The organism is Streptomyces sp. NBC_01166, assembly GCF_045039765.1.
Classification (GTDB): domain Bacteria; phylum Actinomycetota; class Actinomycetes; order Streptomycetales; family Streptomycetaceae; genus Streptomyces.
Genome location: NZ_CP108613.1, coordinates 7,117,027 through 7,137,967 on the forward strand (window position 1 = coordinate 7,117,027; position 20,941 = coordinate 7,137,967).

Annotated in this window: 18 protein-coding genes; 10 read left to right on the forward strand and 8 right to left on the reverse strand. The window is 72.6% G+C overall.

The window, feature by feature from the left end; genetic code table 11:
- Positions 1–270 precede the first annotated feature (270 nt).
- The 3 genes from OG379_RS32205 to OG379_RS32215 all read left to right on the forward strand — a co-directional run bounded on the left by OG379_RS32205 (position 271) and on the right by OG379_RS32215 (position 3,576).
- Complete coding sequence (locus OG379_RS32205) at positions 271–1,455, forward strand: alcohol dehydrogenase catalytic domain-containing protein (protein WP_393760780.1); 1,185 nt, start codon at positions 271–273, stop codon at positions 1,453–1,455.
- Positions 1,456–1,483: 28 nt separating this feature from the next.
- Positions 1,484–2,524, forward strand: coding sequence for an NAD-dependent epimerase/dehydratase family protein (locus OG379_RS32210; RefSeq protein ID WP_405666600.1), 1,041 nt, complete (start codon positions 1,484–1,486; stop codon positions 2,522–2,524).
- Positions 2,525–2,670: 146 nt separating this feature from the next.
- Complete coding sequence (locus OG379_RS32215) at positions 2,671–3,576, forward strand: arginase family protein (RefSeq protein WP_405666601.1); 906 nt, start codon at positions 2,671–2,673, stop codon at positions 3,574–3,576.
- 5 nt (positions 3,577–3,581) lie between these two features.
- On the opposite strand, the gene OG379_RS32220 is transcribed toward OG379_RS32215, so the two are convergent.
- The 3 genes from OG379_RS32220 to OG379_RS32230 form a co-directional block, all read right to left on the reverse strand.
- A complete protein-coding gene (locus OG379_RS32220) occupies positions 3,582–3,935 on the reverse strand; it encodes a VOC family protein (protein WP_393760773.1) in 354 nt (117 codons plus the stop codon).
- 61 nt (positions 3,936–3,996) lie between these two features.
- Positions 3,997–4,806: a class I SAM-dependent methyltransferase gene (locus OG379_RS32225; protein ID WP_405666602.1), complete on the reverse strand. Its 810-nt coding sequence runs from the start codon at positions 4,804–4,806 to the stop codon at positions 3,997–3,999.
- A 108-nt stretch (positions 4,807–4,914) separates the two neighbouring features.
- Positions 4,915–6,411: a bifunctional phosphatase PAP2/diacylglycerol kinase family protein gene (locus tag OG379_RS32230; protein ID WP_405666604.1), complete on the reverse strand. Its 1,497-nt coding sequence runs from the start codon at positions 6,409–6,411 to the stop codon at positions 4,915–4,917.
- Positions 6,412–6,626: 215 nt separating this feature from the next.
- On the opposite strand from OG379_RS32230, the gene OG379_RS32235 reads away from it, so the two are divergent.
- The 4 genes from OG379_RS32235 (at position 6,627) to OG379_RS32250 (ending at position 10,637) form a co-directional block, all read left to right on the forward strand.
- Positions 6,627–7,400 carry an IclR family transcriptional regulator gene (locus OG379_RS32235; protein WP_405666605.1) on the forward strand — a complete coding sequence of 258 codons (774 nt, stop codon included), beginning with the start codon at positions 6,627–6,629 and terminating at the stop codon, positions 7,398–7,400.
- Positions 7,397–8,245: an SMP-30/gluconolactonase/LRE family protein gene (locus OG379_RS32240; RefSeq protein ID WP_405666606.1), complete on the forward strand. Its 849-nt coding sequence runs from the start codon at positions 7,397–7,399 to the stop codon at positions 8,243–8,245. The genes OG379_RS32235 and OG379_RS32240 overlap by 4 nt, the downstream gene beginning before the upstream one ends.
- 117 nt (positions 8,246–8,362) lie before the next feature.
- Positions 8,363–9,601 carry an aminotransferase class I/II-fold pyridoxal phosphate-dependent enzyme gene (locus tag OG379_RS32245; RefSeq protein ID WP_405666607.1) on the forward strand — a complete coding sequence of 413 codons (1,239 nt, stop codon included), beginning with the start codon at positions 8,363–8,365 and terminating at the stop codon, positions 9,599–9,601.
- 13 nt (positions 9,602–9,614) lie between these two features.
- Positions 9,615–10,637, forward strand: a complete 1,023-nt coding sequence (locus OG379_RS32250) for an MBL fold metallo-hydrolase (protein WP_405666608.1) — start codon at positions 9,615–9,617, stop codon at positions 10,635–10,637.
- 27 nt (positions 10,638–10,664) lie between these two features.
- On the opposite strand, the gene OG379_RS32255 is transcribed toward OG379_RS32250, so the two are convergent.
- Both OG379_RS32255 and OG379_RS32260 read right to left on the reverse strand, forming a co-directional pair.
- Positions 10,665–11,285, reverse strand: a complete 621-nt coding sequence (locus OG379_RS32255; RefSeq protein ID WP_405666609.1) for a DedA family protein — start codon at positions 11,283–11,285, stop codon at positions 10,665–10,667.
- Positions 11,282–12,058, reverse strand: a complete 777-nt coding sequence (locus tag OG379_RS32260; protein ID WP_405666610.1) for an MBL fold metallo-hydrolase — start codon at positions 12,056–12,058, stop codon at positions 11,282–11,284. The genes OG379_RS32255 and OG379_RS32260 overlap by 4 nt, the downstream gene beginning before the upstream one ends.
- A 275-nt stretch (positions 12,059–12,333) precedes the next feature.
- On the opposite strand from OG379_RS32260, the gene OG379_RS32265 reads away from it, so the two are divergent.
- The gene (locus OG379_RS32265; protein WP_405666611.1) at positions 12,334–14,619 is read left to right on the forward strand and encodes an alkaline phosphatase family protein; all 2,286 of its coding nucleotides are present in this window, start codon (positions 12,334–12,336) and stop codon (positions 14,617–14,619) included.
- Between the two features lie 13 nt (positions 14,620–14,632).
- On the opposite strand, the gene OG379_RS32270 is transcribed toward OG379_RS32265, so the two are convergent.
- The 3 genes from OG379_RS32270 to OG379_RS32280 form a co-directional block, all read right to left on the reverse strand.
- Positions 14,633–15,688, reverse strand: coding sequence for a LacI family DNA-binding transcriptional regulator (locus OG379_RS32270; protein WP_405666613.1), 1,056 nt, complete (start codon positions 15,686–15,688; stop codon positions 14,633–14,635).
- A gap of 50 nt (positions 15,689–15,738) precedes the next feature.
- Entirely contained in the window at positions 15,739–16,326 is a 588-nt protein-coding gene (locus tag OG379_RS32275) for a DUF305 domain-containing protein (protein ID WP_405666615.1), read from the reverse strand.
- 83 nt (positions 16,327–16,409) lie between these two features.
- Positions 16,410–17,345 (reverse strand): DUF1996 domain-containing protein, encoded by a 936-nt coding sequence (locus OG379_RS32280; RefSeq protein ID WP_405666617.1) that lies wholly within the window; start codon positions 17,343–17,345, stop codon positions 16,410–16,412.
- A 236-nt stretch (positions 17,346–17,581) separates the two neighbouring features.
- Here OG379_RS32280 and ligA point away from each other — a divergent pair, with 236 nt between their 5' ends.
- Together ligA and OG379_RS32290 are read left to right on the forward strand one after the other, a co-directional pair.
- Positions 17,582–19,678 carry an NAD-dependent DNA ligase LigA gene (gene ligA / locus OG379_RS32285; protein WP_405666619.1) on the forward strand — a complete coding sequence of 699 codons (2,097 nt, stop codon included), beginning with the start codon at positions 17,582–17,584 and terminating at the stop codon, positions 19,676–19,678.
- Positions 19,679–19,825: 147 nt separating this feature from the next.
- The gene (locus OG379_RS32290; RefSeq protein ID WP_405666621.1) at positions 19,826–20,668 is read left to right on the forward strand and encodes a rod shape-determining protein; all 843 of its coding nucleotides are present in this window, start codon (positions 19,826–19,828) and stop codon (positions 20,666–20,668) included.
- Positions 20,669–20,941: the final 273 nt, after the last annotated feature.

The window sequence follows — 20,941 nt, forward strand, 5'->3', positions numbered from 1 at the left end:
GGACGGGTGGGAACGGCGGTGGGTTCACCGGAAATGCTACGTGTCCCGCCCGCAGCCGACATGTCGGAGCCGGGCACGCCGCGAGCCGCCCCGGAACTCACCCGAACGGCCTAACAGGGCTCCCGGTCGCCCCATCGGCGGGCCCCCGCGCCTGTGCTGCCGCGGCCACCGGTGATCTGCCCGAAGTCCTGTTCACCGTACGAGCGGGGGGGCAGTAGAACGGAAATGCATCATGCCGGCGAACCCACCCGGAAGAACTGAGGAGGGCGCATGCGCGCACTCACCTGGCAAGGACGGCGGGACGTCCGTGTGGAGACGGTCCCCGACCCCGTGATCCAGGATCCGACGGACATCATCGTCCGGATCACGTCGAGTGGTATCTGCGGATCGGACCTCCATCTGTACGAGGTACTCGGCCCCTATCTCACGCCCGGCGACATCCTCGGCCACGAACCGATGGGCGTGGTGGAGGAGACGGGCCGCGAGGTCACCGCCGTCAAGCGCGGGGACCGCGTCGTGGTCCCGTTCAACGTCTCCTGCGGCGACTGCTTCATGTGCGACCAGGGGCTCCAGTCGCAGTGCGAGACCACCCAGGTCCGTGAGTACGGGAGCGGCGCCGCCCTGTTCGGCTACACCAAGCTCTACGGGCAGGTGCCCGGCGGACAGGCCGAGCTGCTGCGCGTCCCCTTCGGCAACACCCTGCCGGTCAAGGTCCCCGACGGCCCGCCCGACGACCGGTTCGTCTACCTGTCCGACGTCCTTCCGACCGCCTGGCAGGCCGTGGAGTACGCGGCCGTGCCACCCGGCGGCAGTGTGACGGTCCTGGGGCTGGGCCCGATCGGCGACATGGCGGCACGCATCGCCCTGCACCGGGGCGCCGGCCTGGTCATCGGCGTGGACCTGGTCTCCGACCGCCTGCAGCGGAGCGCCGCGAGGGGCGTCCGGACCCTGGACCTGCGGGAGCACGGCAAGAACCTCGGAGACGCCGTGCGCGATCTCACCGACGGACGCGGGACCGACGCCGTCATCGACGCCGTCGGCATGGAGGCGCACGGAGCACCCGTGGCCAAGGCGGGGCAGTGGGCCGTGGGCATGCTGCCCGACACGGCCGCGCGCGCGCTCATGGAGCGCGCGGGCATCGACCGCCTCAGTGCCCTGCTGACCGCGATCGACCTGGTGCGCCGGGGAGGCACCGTGTCCGTCTCCGGCGTCTACGGCGGCGCCGTCGACCCGCTGCCACTGCTCAAGATGTTCGACAAGCAGATTCAGCTGCGCATGGGGCAGGCCAACGTCAGGAACTGGGTGCCCGACCTCCTGCCGCTGCTCGTCGACGACGACCCGCTCGGGGTGGACGGCTTCGCCACCCACCACCTGCCGCTCGCCGACGGGCCTAAGGCGTACGAGACTTTCCAGCAGAAGGCGGACGGCATGGTGAAGACCCTGCTCAGGCCGTGACCGACCTCGACTCGGGGCAGGAGGAGCGATGACGAACGCACCCCGGGGCCTGCGCGTCGTGGTCACCGGCGCCACCGGAAACGTGGGGACCAGTGTCGTCCGGGCCCTGGCGGATGACCCGTCCGTGGCCTCGGTCCTCGGCCTGGCGCGACGGCGGCCGGAGCTCGCCGTGCCCGGCGTGGAGTGGGGCACGGTGGATCTCGAACACGGCGACAGCCCACGAAGGCTGGCGGAACACCTGGCCGGCGCCGACGCCGTCATCCACCTGGCCTGGCGCTTCCAGCCCACGCACGACCCCGTCGTCACCTGGCGGAGCAATGTCGAGGGCTCACTGCGGGTCTTCGGCGCGGTCCGCGACGCGGGCGTGCCGGTGCTGGTCCACGCCTCGTCGGTGGGCGCCTACTCGCCGGGGCCGAAGCAGGAGCCGGGGGTGGACGAGCAGTGGCCCACGCACGGGTGGCCCGATGCGGCGTACTGCCGGGAGAAGGCCTACCTGGAACGCGTACTGGACACCTACGAGCTACGGAACCCGGGGATCAGGGTGGTGCGTATGCGCCCGGGGTTCCTGTTCAAGAGGACGGCGGCGAGCGAACAGCGCCGGATCTTCGGCGGCCGCCATCTGCCGGGCATCCTGCTCCGCCCCGATCTGCTGCCGTTCGTCCCCGACCTCAAGGGGCTGCGCTTCCAGGTGCTGCACACGGACGATGCGGCCGAGGCGTACCGGCTCGCCCTCACGAACGACGTCCGGGGCGCCTTCAACCTCGCCGCGGACTCCGTGACCGATGCCCGGCAGCTCGGCGAACTGCTCCGTGCCCGTGTCGTGCGCGCCCCGACGGCACTGGTGCGGGGCGCCCTGGCCGCCGCGTGGCGGACGCACGCCGTGCCCGCCTCCCCGCACCTGTTCGACGCCGTGCTGCGGCTCCCGGTCATGGACAGCGCCCGGGCCCGGGAAGAACTGGGCTGGCGGCCGGCGTACTCGGCCACCGAGGCGCTCACCGCCTTTCTGCACGGAGTCTCCCGTGGTGAGGGGGAGGGCACCGCGCCGCTGGCAGGCAGCCGGTGGGGATGAGCGCACCGGTCACCGCCGGGCAGTTCCACCGAAGGTGACGGGACGTCAAACTTCTTCGCGCGGCCTCCCGTTCCCGTTCCTCGCTTGAGCCGGCCCCTGACGTATCGGGGAGACACGCATGGGCCGGAGCGGTAAGTATGGACCGCATGCGCACACTCGTGGTCCTCGACGCCCCCTCGAACCTCGGGCTGCGGCCCCCCGCACCCGGCACCGTGCCCGGCTGCTACAAACTGGCCGGCGCGCTCCGTGAGCAGCGGATCGTGCAGCGGCTCGGAGCGTTCGAGGGCGGTGTCGTCGTACCGCCCCGCTACGACCGCGGCGACTGGCAGGAGGGCGACGGCGTCTTCAACGCCGCCGCCATCGCCCGCTACACCAGGACGCTCGCCGACCGGATCGAGAGGCACGTCAGGGCCGGTGAGTTCCCGGTCGTCCTCGGCGGCGACTGCTCCATCCAGCTCGGCGCCACCCTCGCCCTGCGCCGCATCGGACGGTACGGGCTCGCCGCGATCGACGGTTCGGCGGACTTCCGGCACCCGGGCAACAGCGACCGGATCGGCGCGGCGGGCGGCGAGGAACTGGCCCTGTCCACCGGACGCGGGCAGGCCGATCTCACCGACCTGGAAGGGCTGGGGCCGTACCTCAAGGACGAGGACATCCGGCTCTTCGGCATGCGCGACCACGACGAGGACCGCGCCGAGATGACCGCGCTGAAGATCTCCAACGCGACGGTGGGGGAGATCAGGGAATGGGGGCCCGCCGACATCGCCCACGCCGTGGTGCAGACCCTGGAGGTCCCCGTCCTCGACGGCTTCTGGGTGCACCTCGACGCCGATGTGCTCGACCCGGGCGTCATGCCCGCCGTCGACAGCCCCGACGAAGGCGGCCTGTTCCCCGACGAACTCGCCCCGCTCCTGCGGGCCCTGGTCCGGTCACCGCGCTGCGTCGGTCTCAACGTGACGATCTACGACCCCGATCTGGACCCGGACGGCACAGCCGGCGCGCTGCTCACCGACCTGGTCGTCGGCGCCTTCGCCGAGGAGCAGGCGCGCTGAGCGCGTCAGGCGGGTACGTTCCGGTCGACGTACTCGAAGACCGAGCCGTCCGGGTGCAGGGCGATCAGATTGCGGCCGGCCGGGGTGGGCACCGGGCCCGCGACGACCTTCGCGCCCACCCGCGTCAGCGCCGCGTGCGCCTCGTCGACGTCCTTGACCGCGATGGTCGCCGACACCTTGCGCAACACCTCCAACTGCGACTCGGGGCCGCTCATCAGCAGGAAGCAGCCGATCGCGGCCACCGCAACCCCGCCGCGCTCGAAGCGCTGTGCCGGAGTGCTGGTCAGGCCCTCGTAGAAGGCCACCGCGGCCTCCAGGTCGTCGACACAGATACGCAGCGTGGTTCCCAGGATCTCCATGCCCACGAGGGTAGTTGCCGACCCCGCCGGATGTGATCGATTCCCGGCGCCGCTGCGCGGATCACGCCCGGCAGAGCACCTCGCCGTGGGGCACCATGAACCACGCGTCGGGCTCCTCGCCCCATGCCCGCCAGGCCTCCGCGATCGCCGTCAGCTCTCCGGCGCTCGCGTGCCCGCCGTCCACCGCCAGCTTCGCGTACACCGACGCGGTCGTGCGGTCCGCCCACAGGCCGCTCCACCAGGCGCGGTTCTCCGGGGTGGCGAAGCACCAGGCCGCCGCTGTCGGGGTGATGTCGGTGAAACCCGCCTGCCGCGCCCAGGAGAGCAGCCGGCGTCCGGCGTCCGGCTCGCCGCCGTTCGCGCGGGCCACCCGGCCGTACAGCTCCAGCCACTCCCGCATCCCGGGCACCTCCGGGAACCAGGTCATGGCCGCGTAGTCGCTGTCGCGGGCCGCGACGATGCCGCCCGGTCGGCAGACCCGCCGCATCTCGCTCAGCGCCAGCACCGGATCGCTGACGTGCTGGAGCACCTGATGGGCGTGGACCACGTCGAAGGAGTCGTCGGGGAAGTCCAGGGCGTGGACGTCCGCCGTGGTGAACTCCACGTTTTCCACGCCGCGTTCGGCGGCGTTCCGCGCCGCGCGCTCCAGCACGTCGCTGCTGGTGTCGACCGCCGTCACCCGGCCGGGCGCCACCAGGGACGCGATGTCCGCGGTGATGGTGCCCGGCCCGCAGCCCACGTCCAGAACCGCCTGGCCCGGGCGGAGTTCGCCGATCAGGTAGGCCGCCGAATTGGCGGCGGTGCGCCATTGGTGCGAGCGCAGCACCGACTCGTGGTGGCCGTGTGTGTAGACCGCTGGTTCTTTCGGCATGGCCGTACGTCCTCTCTCGGACCTAAGTCGCAGGCGATGAGTCGACGGTACGCCGCGATGTCGCATCCTGAGATAGGCGTCTCATGATGTGGTCGTAGCGATCTCCCGCTACACCGGCATCGGGCAGTACACCGTCAGCGCCTCGGGCAGCTTGTCGATCAGCAACTCCGTCCCGGAGTGGGCCACTTCTCCGTCGTACGCGTAGGGAGTCCCCGGCGCGAGACCGGCGAGCCTCACCCTGCGGCGCCGTACCGCGGCATGGACGGGCGACCGGCTGAGCGGTCCGGCGATCGCTGCGGCGAGCAGCCGGAGTGCGGGGGTGCGGCCGCCGTGCACCACGCGTACGTCCAGCAGGCCGTCCGCCAGGTTGTGGCGGCGGCCCGGGGCCGGGCCCACCCGCTGGAACAGCCCGTTACCCACGAAGAGCAGCCACAACGGCCGCCGCCTCCCCTGGAGTTCAGCCGTCAGCGGGCGCGAACCGCGCAGCGCCTCGAAGGCCGCGAGCACCCCGGCGGGCCAGCCGCCGATCCGGGGGGCCCAGTGCTCCCGGGTCCGCACGAGCTCCGGATACACGCCCAGGCTGAAGGCGTTGAGGAAGTAGCCGGGCGCCCCGCCCGGCCCGTGCGGCCCGGGCCGGAAGCGGCCCAGGTCGACCCGGACCGCGTCGCCCTTGGTCAGCGCCGTCACCGTGTCCTGCACGGTCTCGATGCCGAGGTCGTACGCGAAGTGGTTGAGGGTCCCACCGGGGAACACGGCGAGCGGCAGGCTGTGGGTCGCCGCGACGGCCGCCGCAATGTTGACCGTACCGTCACCTCCGCAGACACCCAGGGCCTTGCCCTGCCCCGCCGCCTTCTCCAGGCATCCCGGCAGGTCGGAGGGCGCGCACTCCACCGTCTCCGCGAGTGGCAGCGCGTCGCGGATCATCGTCGCCGCCGCGGTCGCGGAGCCGGACTCCCGGTTGACGACCACCACCAGGCCTTGGCCCGCCGCCAGCGCGGGGGCCTCGGCCGGCGGGCGGCCCGGGGCCGGGAGCTGTCCACGGGTCGGTACGACGCCCCGCAGTGCGAACGCGGCCCCTATGCCGAGCGCCGCACCGACCAGCACATCGCTCGGATAGTGGACCCCGGTGTAGACGCGGGAGGCCGCCACGGCCGCCGCCACCGGGGCGACGACCGCACCCCAGCCCTTCGACTCCATGGTGACGCCGGTCGCGAAAGCCGCCGCGGACGCGGCGTGCCCCGACGGGAAGGACGTGGTGAAAGGCTGCCGCTTCAGCTGCCTCATGACCGGAACCAGATCCACTATCGGCCGCTCCCTGCGCACCGCCCCCTTGCCCACGGTGTTGATGGCGGCCGAGGCGACGGCCAGCGAGGCGATCCCGCGCAGTGCCGCCCTGCGGGACCGCGCGCTGGAGCCCAGCGCCGCCATGCCCGCGGCGGCTCCGAACCACAGCAGCCCATGATTGGCGCTGCGACTCAGCCGTGGCAGGACCGGCTCGGCGCCGGGCCAGTGTCTTTCGGCCACGCGCTGGAACGCGGCGAGATCTCGCTGGTGGAACCAGGCCCGCCAGCGGCCGGGGGAGGAGAAACTGCTCGTAGTCGACATGGGACAGCGAATACCCTGCGACCGGGCGGTGAACCAGGAGGCGCGCACAGCGCGCCCCGTCGGATCCCGTCGGAATCGGATGAGATACGGGGAATCGCCCCCGTCCCGCCCGCTCCGTGGCGTCGAGGACATTGCCGGGACAAGTTTTCTGCCGCTAGCCTGCGTTCGTGATTCCGGTCATTGACCGGAGTGTCGAACGAGATTGGCGGGCGATCATGGGACGACTCGTCCCTGCGGTGACCAGGGCGCTGGATGTTCTCGAACTCTTCCTCCAGGGCGAGGGAACCCTCTCGGCTCCCGAGGTCACCCGCAAGCTCCAACTGCCGCGGACCACCGTGCACGAACTGCTCACCACGCTTGCCGCGCGGTCCTACCTGGTCACGGTCCCGGAGCAGCCGGGCCGGTACCGGCTGGGCGTGCGCACCTACCAGCTGGGCAGCCGCTACGCCGAACAGCTCGACCTGGCGGCCGAGGGGCAGCAGGTGGCCCGTGAGGTCGCCGAGACCTGTGGTGAGACGGTACACGTGGCGATCCTGGAGGGCACCGAGGTCATCTACATCGCCAAGGTGGACTCCACCCACGCCGTCCGCATGGTCTCCGCCGCGGGCCGGAAGCTGCCCGCGCACTGCACCTCCGTCGGCAAGCTGCTCCTCGCGGCGCTCCCGGAGGCGGAGCTCGACGCCCGCCTCGACGGACGCGAGCTCATCGCCATGACCGACAACAGCCTCACCGACGCCGCGGAGCTGCGGGAGGCCCTCGCCGTCGTCCGCAAGCGGGGCATAGCGGTCGAGCACCGGGAGTCGAACCCGGATGTGAGCTGTGTGGCCGCGCCGGTCCGGGACCGCTCCGGTCGTGTCGTCGCCGCGCTCTCCATCTCGGTGCCGATGATCCGCTGGAGCGAGGAGCGCGAGGCGGAGCTCGCGCAGCTCGCGGCGGGCGGAGCCGACGCGCTGTCCGGCCGGCTCGGACACCACCGGCCGCAGACATGAGGCCGGCCCTGGAGGTGGCCGTGCGAGAGCAGGCCGAGCTGGGTGAAGGCCCCACCTGGGACCCCGCCACCGGGCGGCTGATCTGGGTCGACATCCTCTCGGCCCGCGTCCACACCTACGACCCGTCGACCGGCCGCCGTACGGTCATGGCCACCGGCCAGCACGTCGGGGCGGCGAAACCCCGGGCCGGCGGCGGCCTCGTGGTCGTCCTGCGGGACGGAACGGGACTGTACGACGAGGCGGGTGCCTTCTCCTGGCTGGTCCACGACCCCGTTCCCGGCCGGCGGGGCAATGACGCGGCCGTGGCACCGGACGGCGCCCTCTGGGCGGGCACCATGCGCTACGACGAGGCGGAGGGAGGCGGCACCCTTTCCCGGATCGCCCCGGACGGCACGGTCAGCCGCGCCCTGGACTCGGTGACCGTCAGCAACGGCACCGGATGGAGCCCCGACGGCCGGCTCATGTACTACATCGACACCACCACGCGGCGCATCGACGTCTTCGACGTGGACGGGGAGCGCGTGCTGAACCGGCGCGCACTCGCCGAGACCGAGCGGGGCGCCGGGTGGCCCGACGGGCTGACGGTGGACGCCGACGGCTGTGTGTGGGTCGCGTTCTGGGACGGCGCGGCGATCCGGCGCTACACCCCCGACGGCCGGGTGGACCGGGTCGTGGACCTGCCGGTCCGCCGGCCCACGGCGTGCGCGTTCGGCGGGCCCGGCCTCCGCGACCTGTACGTATCCACCGCCCGGACGGGCCTGGACTCCCCGCACCCCCTGTCGGGCTCGCTGCTCGTGCTGCCGGACACGGGGCGGGGGCTGCCGGGGACGCCGTTCGCCGGATGAGCGGCGGGGGTGGACGGCGTGCGTATTTCTGCCGCCTCCGGGGCCGGTGCGCGGGCGTACCCCGGGGAACCTCCGTATAAAGGGGCCAGAGGGACGCAGGCGGAGGGAGGCCCCGGGATGCACTGGAGCGAGCGGCAGCAGCCCCGCCCGCCCGGGGAGGACCACGGGCCCGTCCGGTACGGGCCGCCCGCACCCGACCCGGGCCTCCCCGTCCTGCCCGAGCTCGCCGCCGTGCTGGCCGCGTCGGCCGCGCGGACCCGCCCCGAGCCGCCCGGTGGCGGAACGATCCTGCGTGAGGCGGCCTGCGGCTACTGGGGGCGTCGGGGCCTCCACGGCGGCCCCGAGGACATCGCGGCGGCCCCGGGCGCCCAGCCCCTCCTCCTCGCCCTGATCGCGGCGCACGGCGGCGACGTGCTCATGCCCCGGCCCTGCCCCGCCACCTGGATGCCCCAGGCACGGCTCCTGGGCCGGCCCGCCTACCACGTGCCGACTCCCGCCGAGTGCGGCGGCATCCCCGACCCGTACGCCCTGCTGGAGACCGTGCGCAGGGTGCGCGCCGAGGGCGGCAGGCCCCGGCTGCTCCTCATCTCCGTGGTCGACGACCCGACAGCGACCCTCGCCCCGCCGGAACTGGTCCGCGAGGCGTGCGAGGCCGCCGTCTCGGAAGGGCTGCACATCGTCAGCGACGAGACCTGGCGCGACACCCTGCACCGGCCCCACGACACCGTCCTCCTGAGCCCCGCCGAAATGTGCCCCGACGATGTCACCGTGCTCTCCGACCTGGCCGGAGCGCTCACCCCCTCCGCCTGGCCGGTGGCCGTCGCACGCTTCCCGCCCACCGCGCGCGCCGCCGCGCGCCGCGCCCGGGTTCTCGACATCCTCACCGCGCTCGGCGCCCTCGTCGCGGAGCCGGTCGCCCGGGCCGCCGCCCACGCGCTGGGGGAACCCGGGGCCGTCACGGCCAGGATCCGGCAGGCGGCACACCTCCAGTCCCACGTGGCCCCCGCCGCACACCGCGCCGTGCTCACCGTCGGCGCCCTCGCCAGGCCGCCGCAGGCCGGCCGCCACCTCTACGCCGATCTCGGACCGCTGCGCACCCGGCTGGCCGCCCGTGGCGTCACGGACTCCATGGAGCTGGAGGAATACCTGTCGGAACGGCTCGGTGCCCCGGCTCCCGGCGGGCACCGGTTCGGGGACGAACTGGGAGCGCTGCGGGTGCGGCTGAGCACCGGACCGCTCCTCGGCTCAACCCCGGAGCAGCAGACGGAGTCCCTCACTGCGGTGGAGCCCTTGAAATTGCCCCATGTCGCCCGAGCACTGAGCATTTTCGCAGCAGCCCTCGATGAACTCCGATGACAGGAGCCTCTCGATGACGGAACAGACCGAGCGTCCGTTCGCCGGAACCGGCCGCGCGCCCAGCCGTCCCGTCGACGCTCCACGCCGCCTCGGTGAGCCGCGGACCTGGCCCCGCAGCTTCGCGGACCGCCTCACCGCGCCGCTGCCGGGTGTCAGGGGCATGACCCGTCTGGCCCGGGAGCGTGCCCTGCGGCCCAACGCCGAGGGGCTCCGGGGCGTTCACCGGCTGCCGTACGCCCCCCAGCCGCTCCCGGTCACGGACACCGACACGACAGCCGTGACCTGGGCCGGACACGCCAGCTGGATCGTCCGCATCGGGGGACTCACCGTCCTCACCGACCCCGTCTGGTCGCGGCGCATCCTGGGCACCCCCGCCAGGATCACCCCCGTCGGAGTCCCCTGGGAGGCACTGCCCCCCGTCGACGCGGTCCTCATCAGCCACAACCACTACGACCACCTGGACGCCCCCACGCTCCGCAGACTCCCGAGGGACACCCCACTCCTCGTCCCCGCGGGTCTCGGCCGCTGGTGCCGGCGCCGCCGCTTCACCTGCGTCACCGAGCTCGACTGGTGGGAGTCGGTGGAGCTGGGCGGAGTCCGGTTCGACTTCGTGCCCTCCCACCACTGGTCCAAGCGCACCCTCCTGGACACCTGCCGGTCCCTGTGGGGAGGCTGGGTGCTCGGCGGCCCACAGGGACGGCGGCTCTACTTCGCGGGGGACACCGGCTACGGCCACTGGTTCAAGGAGATCGGCCTCCGCTATCCCGGCCTCGACCTCGCGATGCTGCCGATCGGGGCGTACGAACCGCGCTGGTGGCTCTCGGACGTCCACACCGACCCCGAGGAGGCCGTGCAGGCGTACGAGGACCTCGGGGCCCGCGCCATGGCCCCCATGCACTGGGCGACGTTCCTGCTGTCCGCCGAACCGGTCCTTGAACCGCTGACCAGGCTCCGTACCGCCTGGCAGCGGGCCGGGCACCCGCGCGCCGACCTCTGGGACCTGCCGGTCGGCGCCTCTCGCGTCCTGGAAGCCTGACCGATGCCCCGCGGGCGCACCGCGGCCTCAGCCGGCCATCCGCGCCCGCAGCCGCTTCCAGAGCGCCGGCGTCCCGCTGATCAACAGCGTCAGCACGACCGCCGCGAGCACACCCTCCCAGGGCTCGGCGAACAGCGAACCGCCGAGGATCCCGATCAGCTGGTACGTCGCCGCCCAGGCCAGACACGCGGGCACGTCGCCGCGGGCGAACTGCCGCAGCGGCATCTCACCGAGCAGACAGGCCAGCATCACCGGTATGCGCCCGGCCGGCACCAGCCGGGACAGGACCAGCACCATCGTGTCGTGCTCGTCCAGCTTCCGTTGCGCCTGCTCGAGCCGTTCCGGAGCGGCCCTGCTGGTGATGGCCTCCAGCCACTTCGAGCCGTTCTTGGACCGCACCCCGCGCTGCCCCAGCCAGTACAGGCATATGTCCCCGAGGAACGCCGCGCCCGACGCCACGGCGAACACCACGAGCAGCGCGAACGGTGACGTCTGGTGGAGCGTCACCACGGCCGCCGTACTCACCAGCGCCCCCGTGGGCACCACCGGCACCAGAGATCCCAGCGCCACGAGCAGGAACAACGACGGATAGCCGAGGGCCTGCTGCGTCGACTCCGTCGGCAGCTGCCCCAGCACTTCCTCTATCACCTACGGGCCTCCGGCCTCACATGCTCGCCGTGCCCCAGCCGGTGCACCGCCACTTCCGGTGCCACCCGCGCCGCCTGCCGCACGAACTCGTCGCCCGGCGCATGGAACTCGTGCGGCTTGACCCCGTCCATCCCGATCGGCCAGTACGTGCCGTAGTGCACCGGCACCGCGGACCGCGGCTCCAGCATGGTGAGCACCTGAGCTGCGCGGGCCGCGTCCAGATGGTGGTGGCCCAGATTGGGCCCCCAGCCGCCCACCGGAAGCAGCGCCACGTCCACCGGTCCCACGGCGTCGGCCATGCCCTCGAAGAGCCCGGTGTCCCCCGCGAAATAGGTGCGGGCCTCGCCCTCGACGACGTATCCGAGAGCGGGCACCCGGCGCGGGCCGACCGGCAGCCGGCGCCCGTCGTGCAGAGCCGGAACCGCCCGGACCAGGACCTCGCCGACCCGCACCACGTCCCCCGGCGCGACCTCGGAGATCCGCAGCCCGCGCGCCCGGCGCAGCAGCCGGAGGCCCGGGACGGCCCTCACGGCGCCACGGGGCACGATCAGCAGGCTGCCGGGGGCGAGACGGGCCAGGGAGGGGAGATGCAGATGGTCGGAGTGCAGGTGGGAGATCAGGACCACGTCGGCGACCGCGGCATCCGGCGGCGGGACCTCCCCCCGGCGCCGGCGCAGATGCGCGAAGCGCCGTGCGAACAGCGGGTCGGTCAGGACCCGGACTCCGGAGTCCTCGATCGTGCAGGTGGCATGACCCCACCAGGTGACCTCCACCGCCCTGCCTCCTCGTTCCCGCCCCCGCCGGCTCCGTACACGTACCCGTACCCGTACGAGAGTAGGCGCTCCGCGCTCCTCCCACGCCGGGGTGCTCCTTCGCGCCCGGCCCGGCGCGCCTGCGGGCGATTACGGAGGGCTACCGCAGGGGTAGGGTCGTGGCCGGCCTCCGAGCCCCGGAGAGGGCCCGGGGCCTGGGAAGATCCCGGAACGGCTATGACAGGCTTGATGCGGGCCCATGCCGAACACGGGGCCCGGACGTGAGGTGGAACGGCGTGAGTGACGGGCGATGGCGCAGGGCGGGGGGAACCCTCATACGCGTGATCTCGGTGTGGGCCGTCTCCACGCTCACCATGCTGGCGCTGGCGGGGATCCTGCCCGACTTCCAGCTCCAGGCCGACAACGGGGACACCGTCACGAGGACCGCCTTCACCGCGGCCTGGGGCGCGGGCGCCTTCGGTCTGCTGTCCGCCCTGGTGTGGCCGGTGCTCGTCAGATCGCTGCTCATCGTGCCCGCCCTGGTGCTGGGCGCCCTGGTCTTCTTCCTCAACGGCTCGCTGCTGCTGATCGCCCTGCGGCTCATCCCGGACGGGCGCGGGGACGCCGACCCGGAGACCGCCGTGGTCGTGGCCGCCGTCATGTCGGCCGTCGCCTCCGCGACCTCCACGGCCCTCGCGGTCCGTGACGACGACGCCTACCGGCGCAGACTCTCCCGCCTCGCGGACCGGCGCCGCAGACGCAGCGGCATGCCGCAGACCGCGGACGGCGGCCGTGGCGGCCCGCCCGGGATCGTGTTCGTCCAGCTCGACGGTGTGGGCCACGACGTACTCGAACGGGCCGCGGCCGACGGACTCATGCCGACGGTGGCCGGTCTGCTCTCCGACGAGGCGGGCCACCGGCTCACCCCGTGGACCACGGACTGGTCCAGCCAGACCGGCGCCAGCCAGCTCGGCATCCTGCACGGCAGCAACTACGACGTGCCGGCCTTCCGCTGGTTCGAGAAGGAGACCGGCACCGTCATGGTCTCCAGCAGACCGGCGAGCGCACTCGAACTGCAGCGCAGGGCCATCGCCCGCACCCACGACGGCGGCCTGCTGACCGTCGACGGCGCCAGCCGGGGCAACCTCTTCAGCGGCGGCGCGGACCAGCTCGCCCTGGTCCTGTCGATGGCCGCCAGGCTCGGCAAGGGGCGCCGCTCGCGCGCCGGCTACTTCGCCTACTTCTCCGACCCGGCCAACGCGGTCCGTACCGCCCTCTCCTTCGTCGCCGAGGTGGGCCGCGAGATCGGCCAGTCCGTCCGGGCACGGGTGCGGAAGGAGACCCCCAGGGTCAAGCGCGGCGGGCTCTACCCCTTCATCAGGGCCTTCGCGACCGTCGTGGAACGTGACGTGGTGGTCGCCGCGGTGATCGGCGACATGTTCGCGGGACGCACCGCGGTCTACGCCGACCTGGTCGCCTACGACGAGGTGGCCCATCACTCCGGGCCGTTCAGCAGGGACGCGGAGAAGGTCCTGACACGGCTCGACCGGTCGCTGGGGCTCATCCTCAAGATCGCCGACCACACCCCGCGCGACTACCGGATCGTGCTGCTGTCCGACCACGGTCAGAGCCCGGGGGAGACCTTCGCGGGACGCTACGGCCTCACACTCAAGGACCTCGTACGGGCAGGCTGCGGGCTGCCCGTGCCCCGCAGCGCTCAGCGCACCCGCAGCGCCTCCGAGGCCCGCGACGCCGTGCGCATCGCGCTGCACAGGCCGGTCGCCGGGGAGCAGGAGGCGGAGCACCCGGCCAAGACCTCCGACCCGGTGGTGCTCGCCTCCGGAAATCTCGGGCTGCTGTCGTTCCCGGACATCGAGGGGCGGGCCACGCGCGAGCAGCTCGACCGGCGCTACCCCGCACTGCTCGGCACGCTCGCCTCCCATCCGGGGATCGGCTTCCTGCTCGTACGGAGCCAGAGGCACGGGTCGGTGGTGCTCGGGCCCGGCGGGGCGGAGGTCCCGGTGGCGGAGCTGACGGACGGGGAAGGGCCGCTGGCCGTCTTCGGGGCCGGTGCGGCGGACGCGGTGCGGCGGACCGACGGCTTTCCGCACGTCGCCGACGTCATGGTCAATTCGATGTACGACCCGGAGACCGGCCGCGTACACGCCTTCGAGGAGCAGATCGGCTCGCACGGCGGACTGGGCGGTGAACAGTCGCGGCCCTTCCTGCTGTGGCCGCGGACGCTGACGGACCCCCTCGACGCCGTGGCGGCGGATGCTCCCCGGGGGGCGTCCCCGGCCCGTCCGGTAGGCGTTCCTCAGGCCGGTCCGGTGGGCGCGGAGGCGGTGCACCGGGTGCTGGCACGCTGGCTGAGGGAGCTGTCCGGGCCCCAGGTGCCGCTGCGGCAGGAGGGCTTCACCGGGGCGGTGCGGGTGGACGAACCGTTCCCGGACGGACAACCGCTGCCGGTCGGACAACCGTTCCCGGTCGGACCGCAGTCGGAGGGGCCGGCCGGCGCGGACGTCCCTGTCCGTGCCGACGTCCCGGACCCCGGCGACGCCGTCCCGGGCCCACGCGGGTGAGAGGCCCCGGGCCTCAGGCGGACTCGCGCCGCACCAGCGTCGGGTGGAAGACCACGGAGGGTGCGGGGCCGGAGCCCGGTTTGCCGATCTGCTTCAGGAGGAGCCGGGCCATCTCGGAGGCCATCTCCTCCACCGGCTGACGTACGGTCGTCAGCGGCGGATCGCACGCCACCGCCGCGTTGCTGTCGTCGAAACCCACCACCGCCACGTCCCCCGGCACATCCTTGCCCGCCCGGAGCAGCACGGGCAGGGCGCCCAGCGCCATCAGGTCCGAGGCGATGAACACAGCGTCCAGATCCGGCCGTTCACTCAGCAGCCGGCGCATCGCCGAAGCCCCGCCCGACTGGGTGAAGTCCCCCTCGGCGGTCACCACGTCCCCGATGCCGTGCTGCTCCAGCGCGTCCAGGAAGCCGGTCAGACGCACCTGCCCCGCGGGCATGTCCTGCGGGCCCGCCACCGTCCCGATACGCCGCCGGCCCAGGGCCGCCAGGTGGTCGGCCGCCATCTGGGCCCCCGCCCGCTGATCCGCCTCGACGTAGGTGAGCGGCGAGGGCCGCCGGGGCCGGCCGGCCAGCACGGCGGGCAGCCGGGTGTCGTGGAGCAGCCCGGGCAGCGGGTCGTCGGCGTGCGAGGAGATCAGCACCACCCCGTCGACGTGTCCCTGGCGGAGATACGACAGGAGCTGATTGCGGGAGGCCTCGTCGTCGGAGAGCATCAGCACCATCTGGATACCGGCGGGGCGCAGCACGTCCAACAGCCCGCCGACCACGCGTCCGAAGTGCGGGTCGGAGAACATCCGGCCGATGAACGGCTCGGAGACCGGGCGCCGTTCACGCTCGGACACCACCAGGGCGATCGAATCGGTGCGCCGGGTCACGAGCGAACGCGCCGCACGATTGGGGACGTAGCCGGTGGCGGCCACCGCCTCCTCCACGACCCGCCGCAAAGCCGGGTCCACCGTGGTCGCGCCGTTGATCACACGGGACACGGTCGCCCGGGAGACGCCCGCCACCGCGGCCACGTCCTCCAAGGTGGCGGGGCGTACGGGCGGCGATACGTCGGCAGTCATGCAGTCTTTATACAAGGTGATCCGACGGGCATGCGAAGGCTTCCGGCACGTCAGCGGGTGTGCTTGCCCGTGGGCAGCGCCGTCAGGGCGGTCAGTTGCGCCGCACGCGCGGTGACGAGCTCCCTGGCCCGTGCCCTGGCCTCCGCCCGGCTGCCCGCCGACACCTCCGAGCGCGAGACCTGTTCCGACTGGCGCAGATGGTCGCGGATCTGTTCCACCAGCAGGCGGTCGAAGGCCGCCCCTTCGGCCCTACGGGCATCCTCGAGGTCCTCGGCCGTCACCATGCCCGGCATGTCGTGCCCCTTGTGCAGGTCGGTGTCCGGCAGCCCCATCCGGTCCCGCAGCCCCCGCAGCGCCTCCAGTTCGGTGTTCTGGGAGGTCTGCAGGCGGGAGGCCCAGTCCCGCAGCCGTGGAACGGTGGCCTTCTCCGCCGCGAGGTCCAGCAGGATCAGGGCCTGTTGGTTCATAGGGATCATCAACTGGACCCAGGCGGAGTCGGTCGGGTCCGCGGAGGAGGCGGCACCGTCCGTCGTACGCGACGGCACGGGCCGGGATTCCGGAGGCCGTTCTCCGTCCCGGGCGCACGAGGTCAGGACGGCGAGCAGGAGAAGCAGCGCTGCGGTGCGACGGACCGGCATCGGCAGGTGTTCCTTGCGCGAGGGCGCCTGCCCGGGCCGCGTGGGCCCGGACAGACACCGGTGGACAGTGGATCCACGGCAGATCAGGGGGTGCCGTCGGCGCCGCACTTGATGATGGCGTTGATGCAGTCGCGGACCCGCTGTGCCATCTCGGCCTCGGGCCATACGTTGAAGAAGTCGCCGTGCATGGTGTAACCGCGCCCCGAGGCCAGTCGGAGCCGTGCCGGGTCACCGTTGACCGGATAACGCAGGACCTGGCGCAGCTTGGGCACCGCGACCGGATGGGTCGACGGGCAGGCGCCGCCCACCGGATAGGCCATGTGGCTCTTGTGGTCGGCCGAGTCGAGGTCGGTGCCGTTCCAGCACTGGGGGAAGTCGAGGTAACTCTCCAGCATGGAGCCGGCCGGGCAGTTGACGAAGTCGTGGGACGGGTTGACCTCACCGTGGTGCAGACACGACCAGCGCGAGATGGTGTTGTCGTCGGGGCCGGTCGCCTTCGCGTTGCCCGCGACGATCCGCAGCCCCCGGGGGAGCGGCTCGATCGTACGGATGACGTCGTCCCGCACTCCCTCGCCGAGGTAGTAGAAGGTGGTGCCGGTGGGCTCCACCTCCTTGGCGCCGTCGTACAGCGTGGGGACCCAGTACGAGGACAGGTCGGTCGTGGGTGAGCAGCTGGTGCGGCCCTTCTCCAACGAGGCCAGGTCGGAATGGGCATTGGTGGTGTCGTTGCCGAAGAAGCTGTGCATGTGCGAGGCGCCGGGGAGGTCGGGCAGCACGATCGGATCGTCGGGAGCGCGGTGGGTGTAGGGGCATTCCGCGAGGAACTCCGCGACCCGGACGACATCGGCCGCGGCCTTCGGCCCGGGCTGTGCGGTCCGGTCACCGGCTGCGTTTCCCGCGTTGGCCTGGACGAGGGTCAGGGCCAGGGCGGCGGCGGCCAGCCCCGCGATCCGGTAGCGCCACGGCGGGAGGGTTCCGCGTCCGCGGTGTCCGGGCTTACGTCTGCTGAGGAAGAGCACGGCACTCCTGTTCCGAGAAGTGGGGGGCCTCCGACCGGTTGTCCGGCCGGGGAGAGAGCGCTCTCTCATGGAACGTAGAAGTGTGATGTAAGCATGTCAAGACTCCGCGTAGGGGCCTCAATTACCTGCCGCTTGAACCGAGTTGCTGGAACGAATCATGGGAGAGCGCTCTCTCGTCGATGGTCCCGGATGGTGGCCGGAAGGCGTTGTCAGTGGTGGACGGCAGGATGGTGGTCATGACGACGAACTCAGTCGGTGTGCTCGCCGACACCGCCGCCTACGCGGCCGCTGTGGAAGAAGCCGAGCGTGCCGCCGCCGCGTATTACGCCACAGGTGAGAGCACGCTCGACGACGATGCGTACGACCGCCTGGTGCGCGGGATCGCGGCCTACGAGGAGGAGCACCCGCAGGAGGTGCTGGACGCCTCGCCGACCGGCAAGGTCGCGGGCGGGGCGGCCTCGGGGGACGTGCCGCACACCGTCCCGATGCTCTCGCTGGACAATGTCTTCTCCGCCGAGCAGTTCGTCACGTGGACCGCCTCCGTGGAGCGGCGTATAGGCAGGTGTGTCGCCGCCTGGAGCGTGGAGCCGAAGCTCGACGGTCTCGCCGTCGCCGCACGCTACCGGCAGGGCCGCCTCGACCGGTTGATCACCCGAGGTGACGGGACGGCCGGGGAGGACGTCTCGCACGCCATCGGTACGGTGCTCGGCCTGCCCGACCGGCTCGGGGCTCCCGTGACCCTGGAGGTGCGCGGCGAGATCCTCATGACCAACGAGCAGTTCGAGCAGGCCAATACCGTGCGCACCGAGCACGGAGCCGCTCCCTTCGCCAATCCGCGCAACGGGGCGGCGGGCACCCTGCGGGCCAAGGACCGTCCGTACCGCGTGGAGATGACCTTCTTCGCGTACGGCGCGCTCGCGCTGCCCGAATCCGGCGAACTGACCGCCACCCTGGCCGAACTCCCGCACGGCGAGGTCCTGGAGTATGTCGCGGGGCTCGGCGTGCACACGGCCGCGGACACCGCGGTCGCCCCGCGCACCGTCACCACGGTCGAGGAGGTGCAGGCCGGGGTCGAGGACATCGCGGCCCTGCGCGCGTCCCTGCCGTTCGGGATCGACGGCATCGTGATCAAGGCGGACCTGGCGGCCGACCAGCGCGACGCGGGGTCGGGCACGCGGGCGCCACGCTGGGCCATCGCCTACAAGCTCCCGGCGGTGGAGAAGGTCACCCGGCTGCTGGGCGTCGAATGGAACGTCGGCAGGACCGGCATCATCGCGCCCCGCGCGGTGCTGGAGCCCGTCGAGATCGACGGATCCACCGTCAGCTACGCCACGCTGCACAACCCGGCCGACATCACGCGCCGCGATCTGCGCCTGGGCGACCATGTGATGGTCTACAAGGCGGGTGACATCATCCCCCGCATCGAGGCCCCGGTCGCACATCTGCGGACGGGTGAGGAGAAGCCGGTCGAGTTCCCCGAGGTCTGCCCCCAGTGCGGGTCGGAGATCGACATGAGCGAGCAGCGCTGGCGCTGCGTCCGGGGCCGCGACTGCCGCCTGGTCGCCTCCATCTCCTACGCGGCGGGCCGTGACCAGCTCGACATCGAAGGGCTCGGCGCGACCCGGGTCGTCCAGCTCGTCGACGCCGGCCTCGTCCGGGACTTCGCCGATCTCTTCACACTGGAGCGGGACCAGCTGCTCTCGCTGGAGCGGATGGGGGAGACCTCCACCGACAATCTGCTGGCGGCCATCGAGACGGCCAGGACCCGCCCGCTGTCCCGCGTCTTCTGCGCCCTCGGTGTGCGGGGCACGGGCCGCTCCATGTCCCGCCGGATCGCCCGCTACTTCGCCTCGATGGACCGGATCGTCGCGGCGGACGCCGAGGCGTTGCAGCAGGTCGACGGAATCGGCAAGGAGAAGGCCGCGGCGGTCGTCACGGAGCTCGCCGAGCTGGCGCCGCTGATCGGCAAGCTGGTGGCCGCGGACGTCAATATGACCGAGCCCGGTGCGACTCCTCCGCCGGAGCCCGGAGCCGAGCCGGAGGGCGGAGCCGAGGACCGGACGGCGGCCGGGCTGCCGCTCGCCGGGATGACGGTCGTGGTCACCGGAGCCATGACCGGGGCGCTCGAAAAGCTCTCGCGCAATCAGATGAACGAGCTGATCGAGCGGGCCGGCGGGAAGTCCTCCTCCAGTGTCTCCAAGCGCACCAGCCTGCTGGTCGCCGGCGAGAAGGCAGGGTCCAAGCGGACCAAGGCCGAGGATCTGGGAGTCCGGATAGCCGCGCCCGAGGAGTTCGCCGAGCTGGTCGAGAGCTATCTCGCCTCGGAGGCGTGAAAGGTACACGCGGACCCAAGCCTTGGAATTGTCAAGAGAGTGGCCTTTCCGTTCCTTGTAATGCATAGTGAGGGCTCGATCATGCCTCGCTATCAGCGGTCGGTGAGTACGGGCGGCTGGGGCGGCAGACCTGAGGGTGAGGGCCCGATGCGTTCTTCGCGTGACGGACGGCGGCGCGGCCGGCAGGTCCTCCGGCAGCGGGTCGCACACTCAGGAGCGGCGCACCGTCCCGGTCCCGTCAGGGGACTGGCCATCGACCTGGGCAGCTCCGGGGCCCGTGCCTGGGTCCCGGGGCGGGGCCTTGTCGCCGGCGGACCGGCCGGGTGGGAGGACCATGGCGGCCGGCCGGTCCGGCGGGGGCGCATCGTCGACGCGGCGTCCTGCGCCGGACTGCTGGGCCGCCTCGCCGACACCGCGCTCGGCGAGCACCGGCAGGACAGCGTGATCGTGCTGAGCCACCCGGTCCTGGCCGGACGGGAACACCGCACGCTGGCCGGGGAACTCCTCGCCGCTCTGGGCGCGTCCGGGGCACTGGTCCTGAACAGCGCCAGCGCCGTGGCCGCGTCCGCCGGGCTGGGCAGCGGTCCGGTGCTGGTCGTCGACATGGGTGCCGAGCTGACCGAAGTCGCCCTGCTCGTGGACGGAAGGGTCGTGGACGCCCGCCAGGCCGATGCGGGACTCAGCGATCTCGAACCGCGGTCACTGCCGGCGGAACTCGTCCGTAGCGTCCTCGATATGATCACGTCCATGTGGCGTGAGGACCAGCACGGCGCGGTTCGCGGAGCGTTGCGCCGTGGCCCCGTGCTCACCGGTGGCGGAGCGCTCCGCCACGACGTCACCGACCTGATCGCGGGCTGCCTCGGTGCGCCGGTGCGCATCGCGCCCGACCCGTCGACCGCCGTCGTGCGGGGCGCCGCGCTGATCCTGGACTCCGTGCCGGCCCGCGCCGGTGTGGGTGCGGTGTCCCTCCGCCCGGTCCGGCTGAGGTGAGCCCCCTCCCGGGGGCACCCCGGGGGAACGCGCCCCCTAGGGCGCCGCACGGCACGCGACCGCACGACGCGCGGACACTCGGCGCGCGACCGCACAATGCGCGACCGCACGACGCACGAGCGCATGACGCGCGACCGCCCGGCCCACCGCGGCACGAGGTGCGGCACCTTGTTGCCGCGCTGCTCCTCACCGTCCTGACTCTTCTCGGGGGCGCGCCGGCCGCCGCCGGAACCACACTCCCGGCGCCAGGCCCAGGCGCCGCGCATGCTGTCA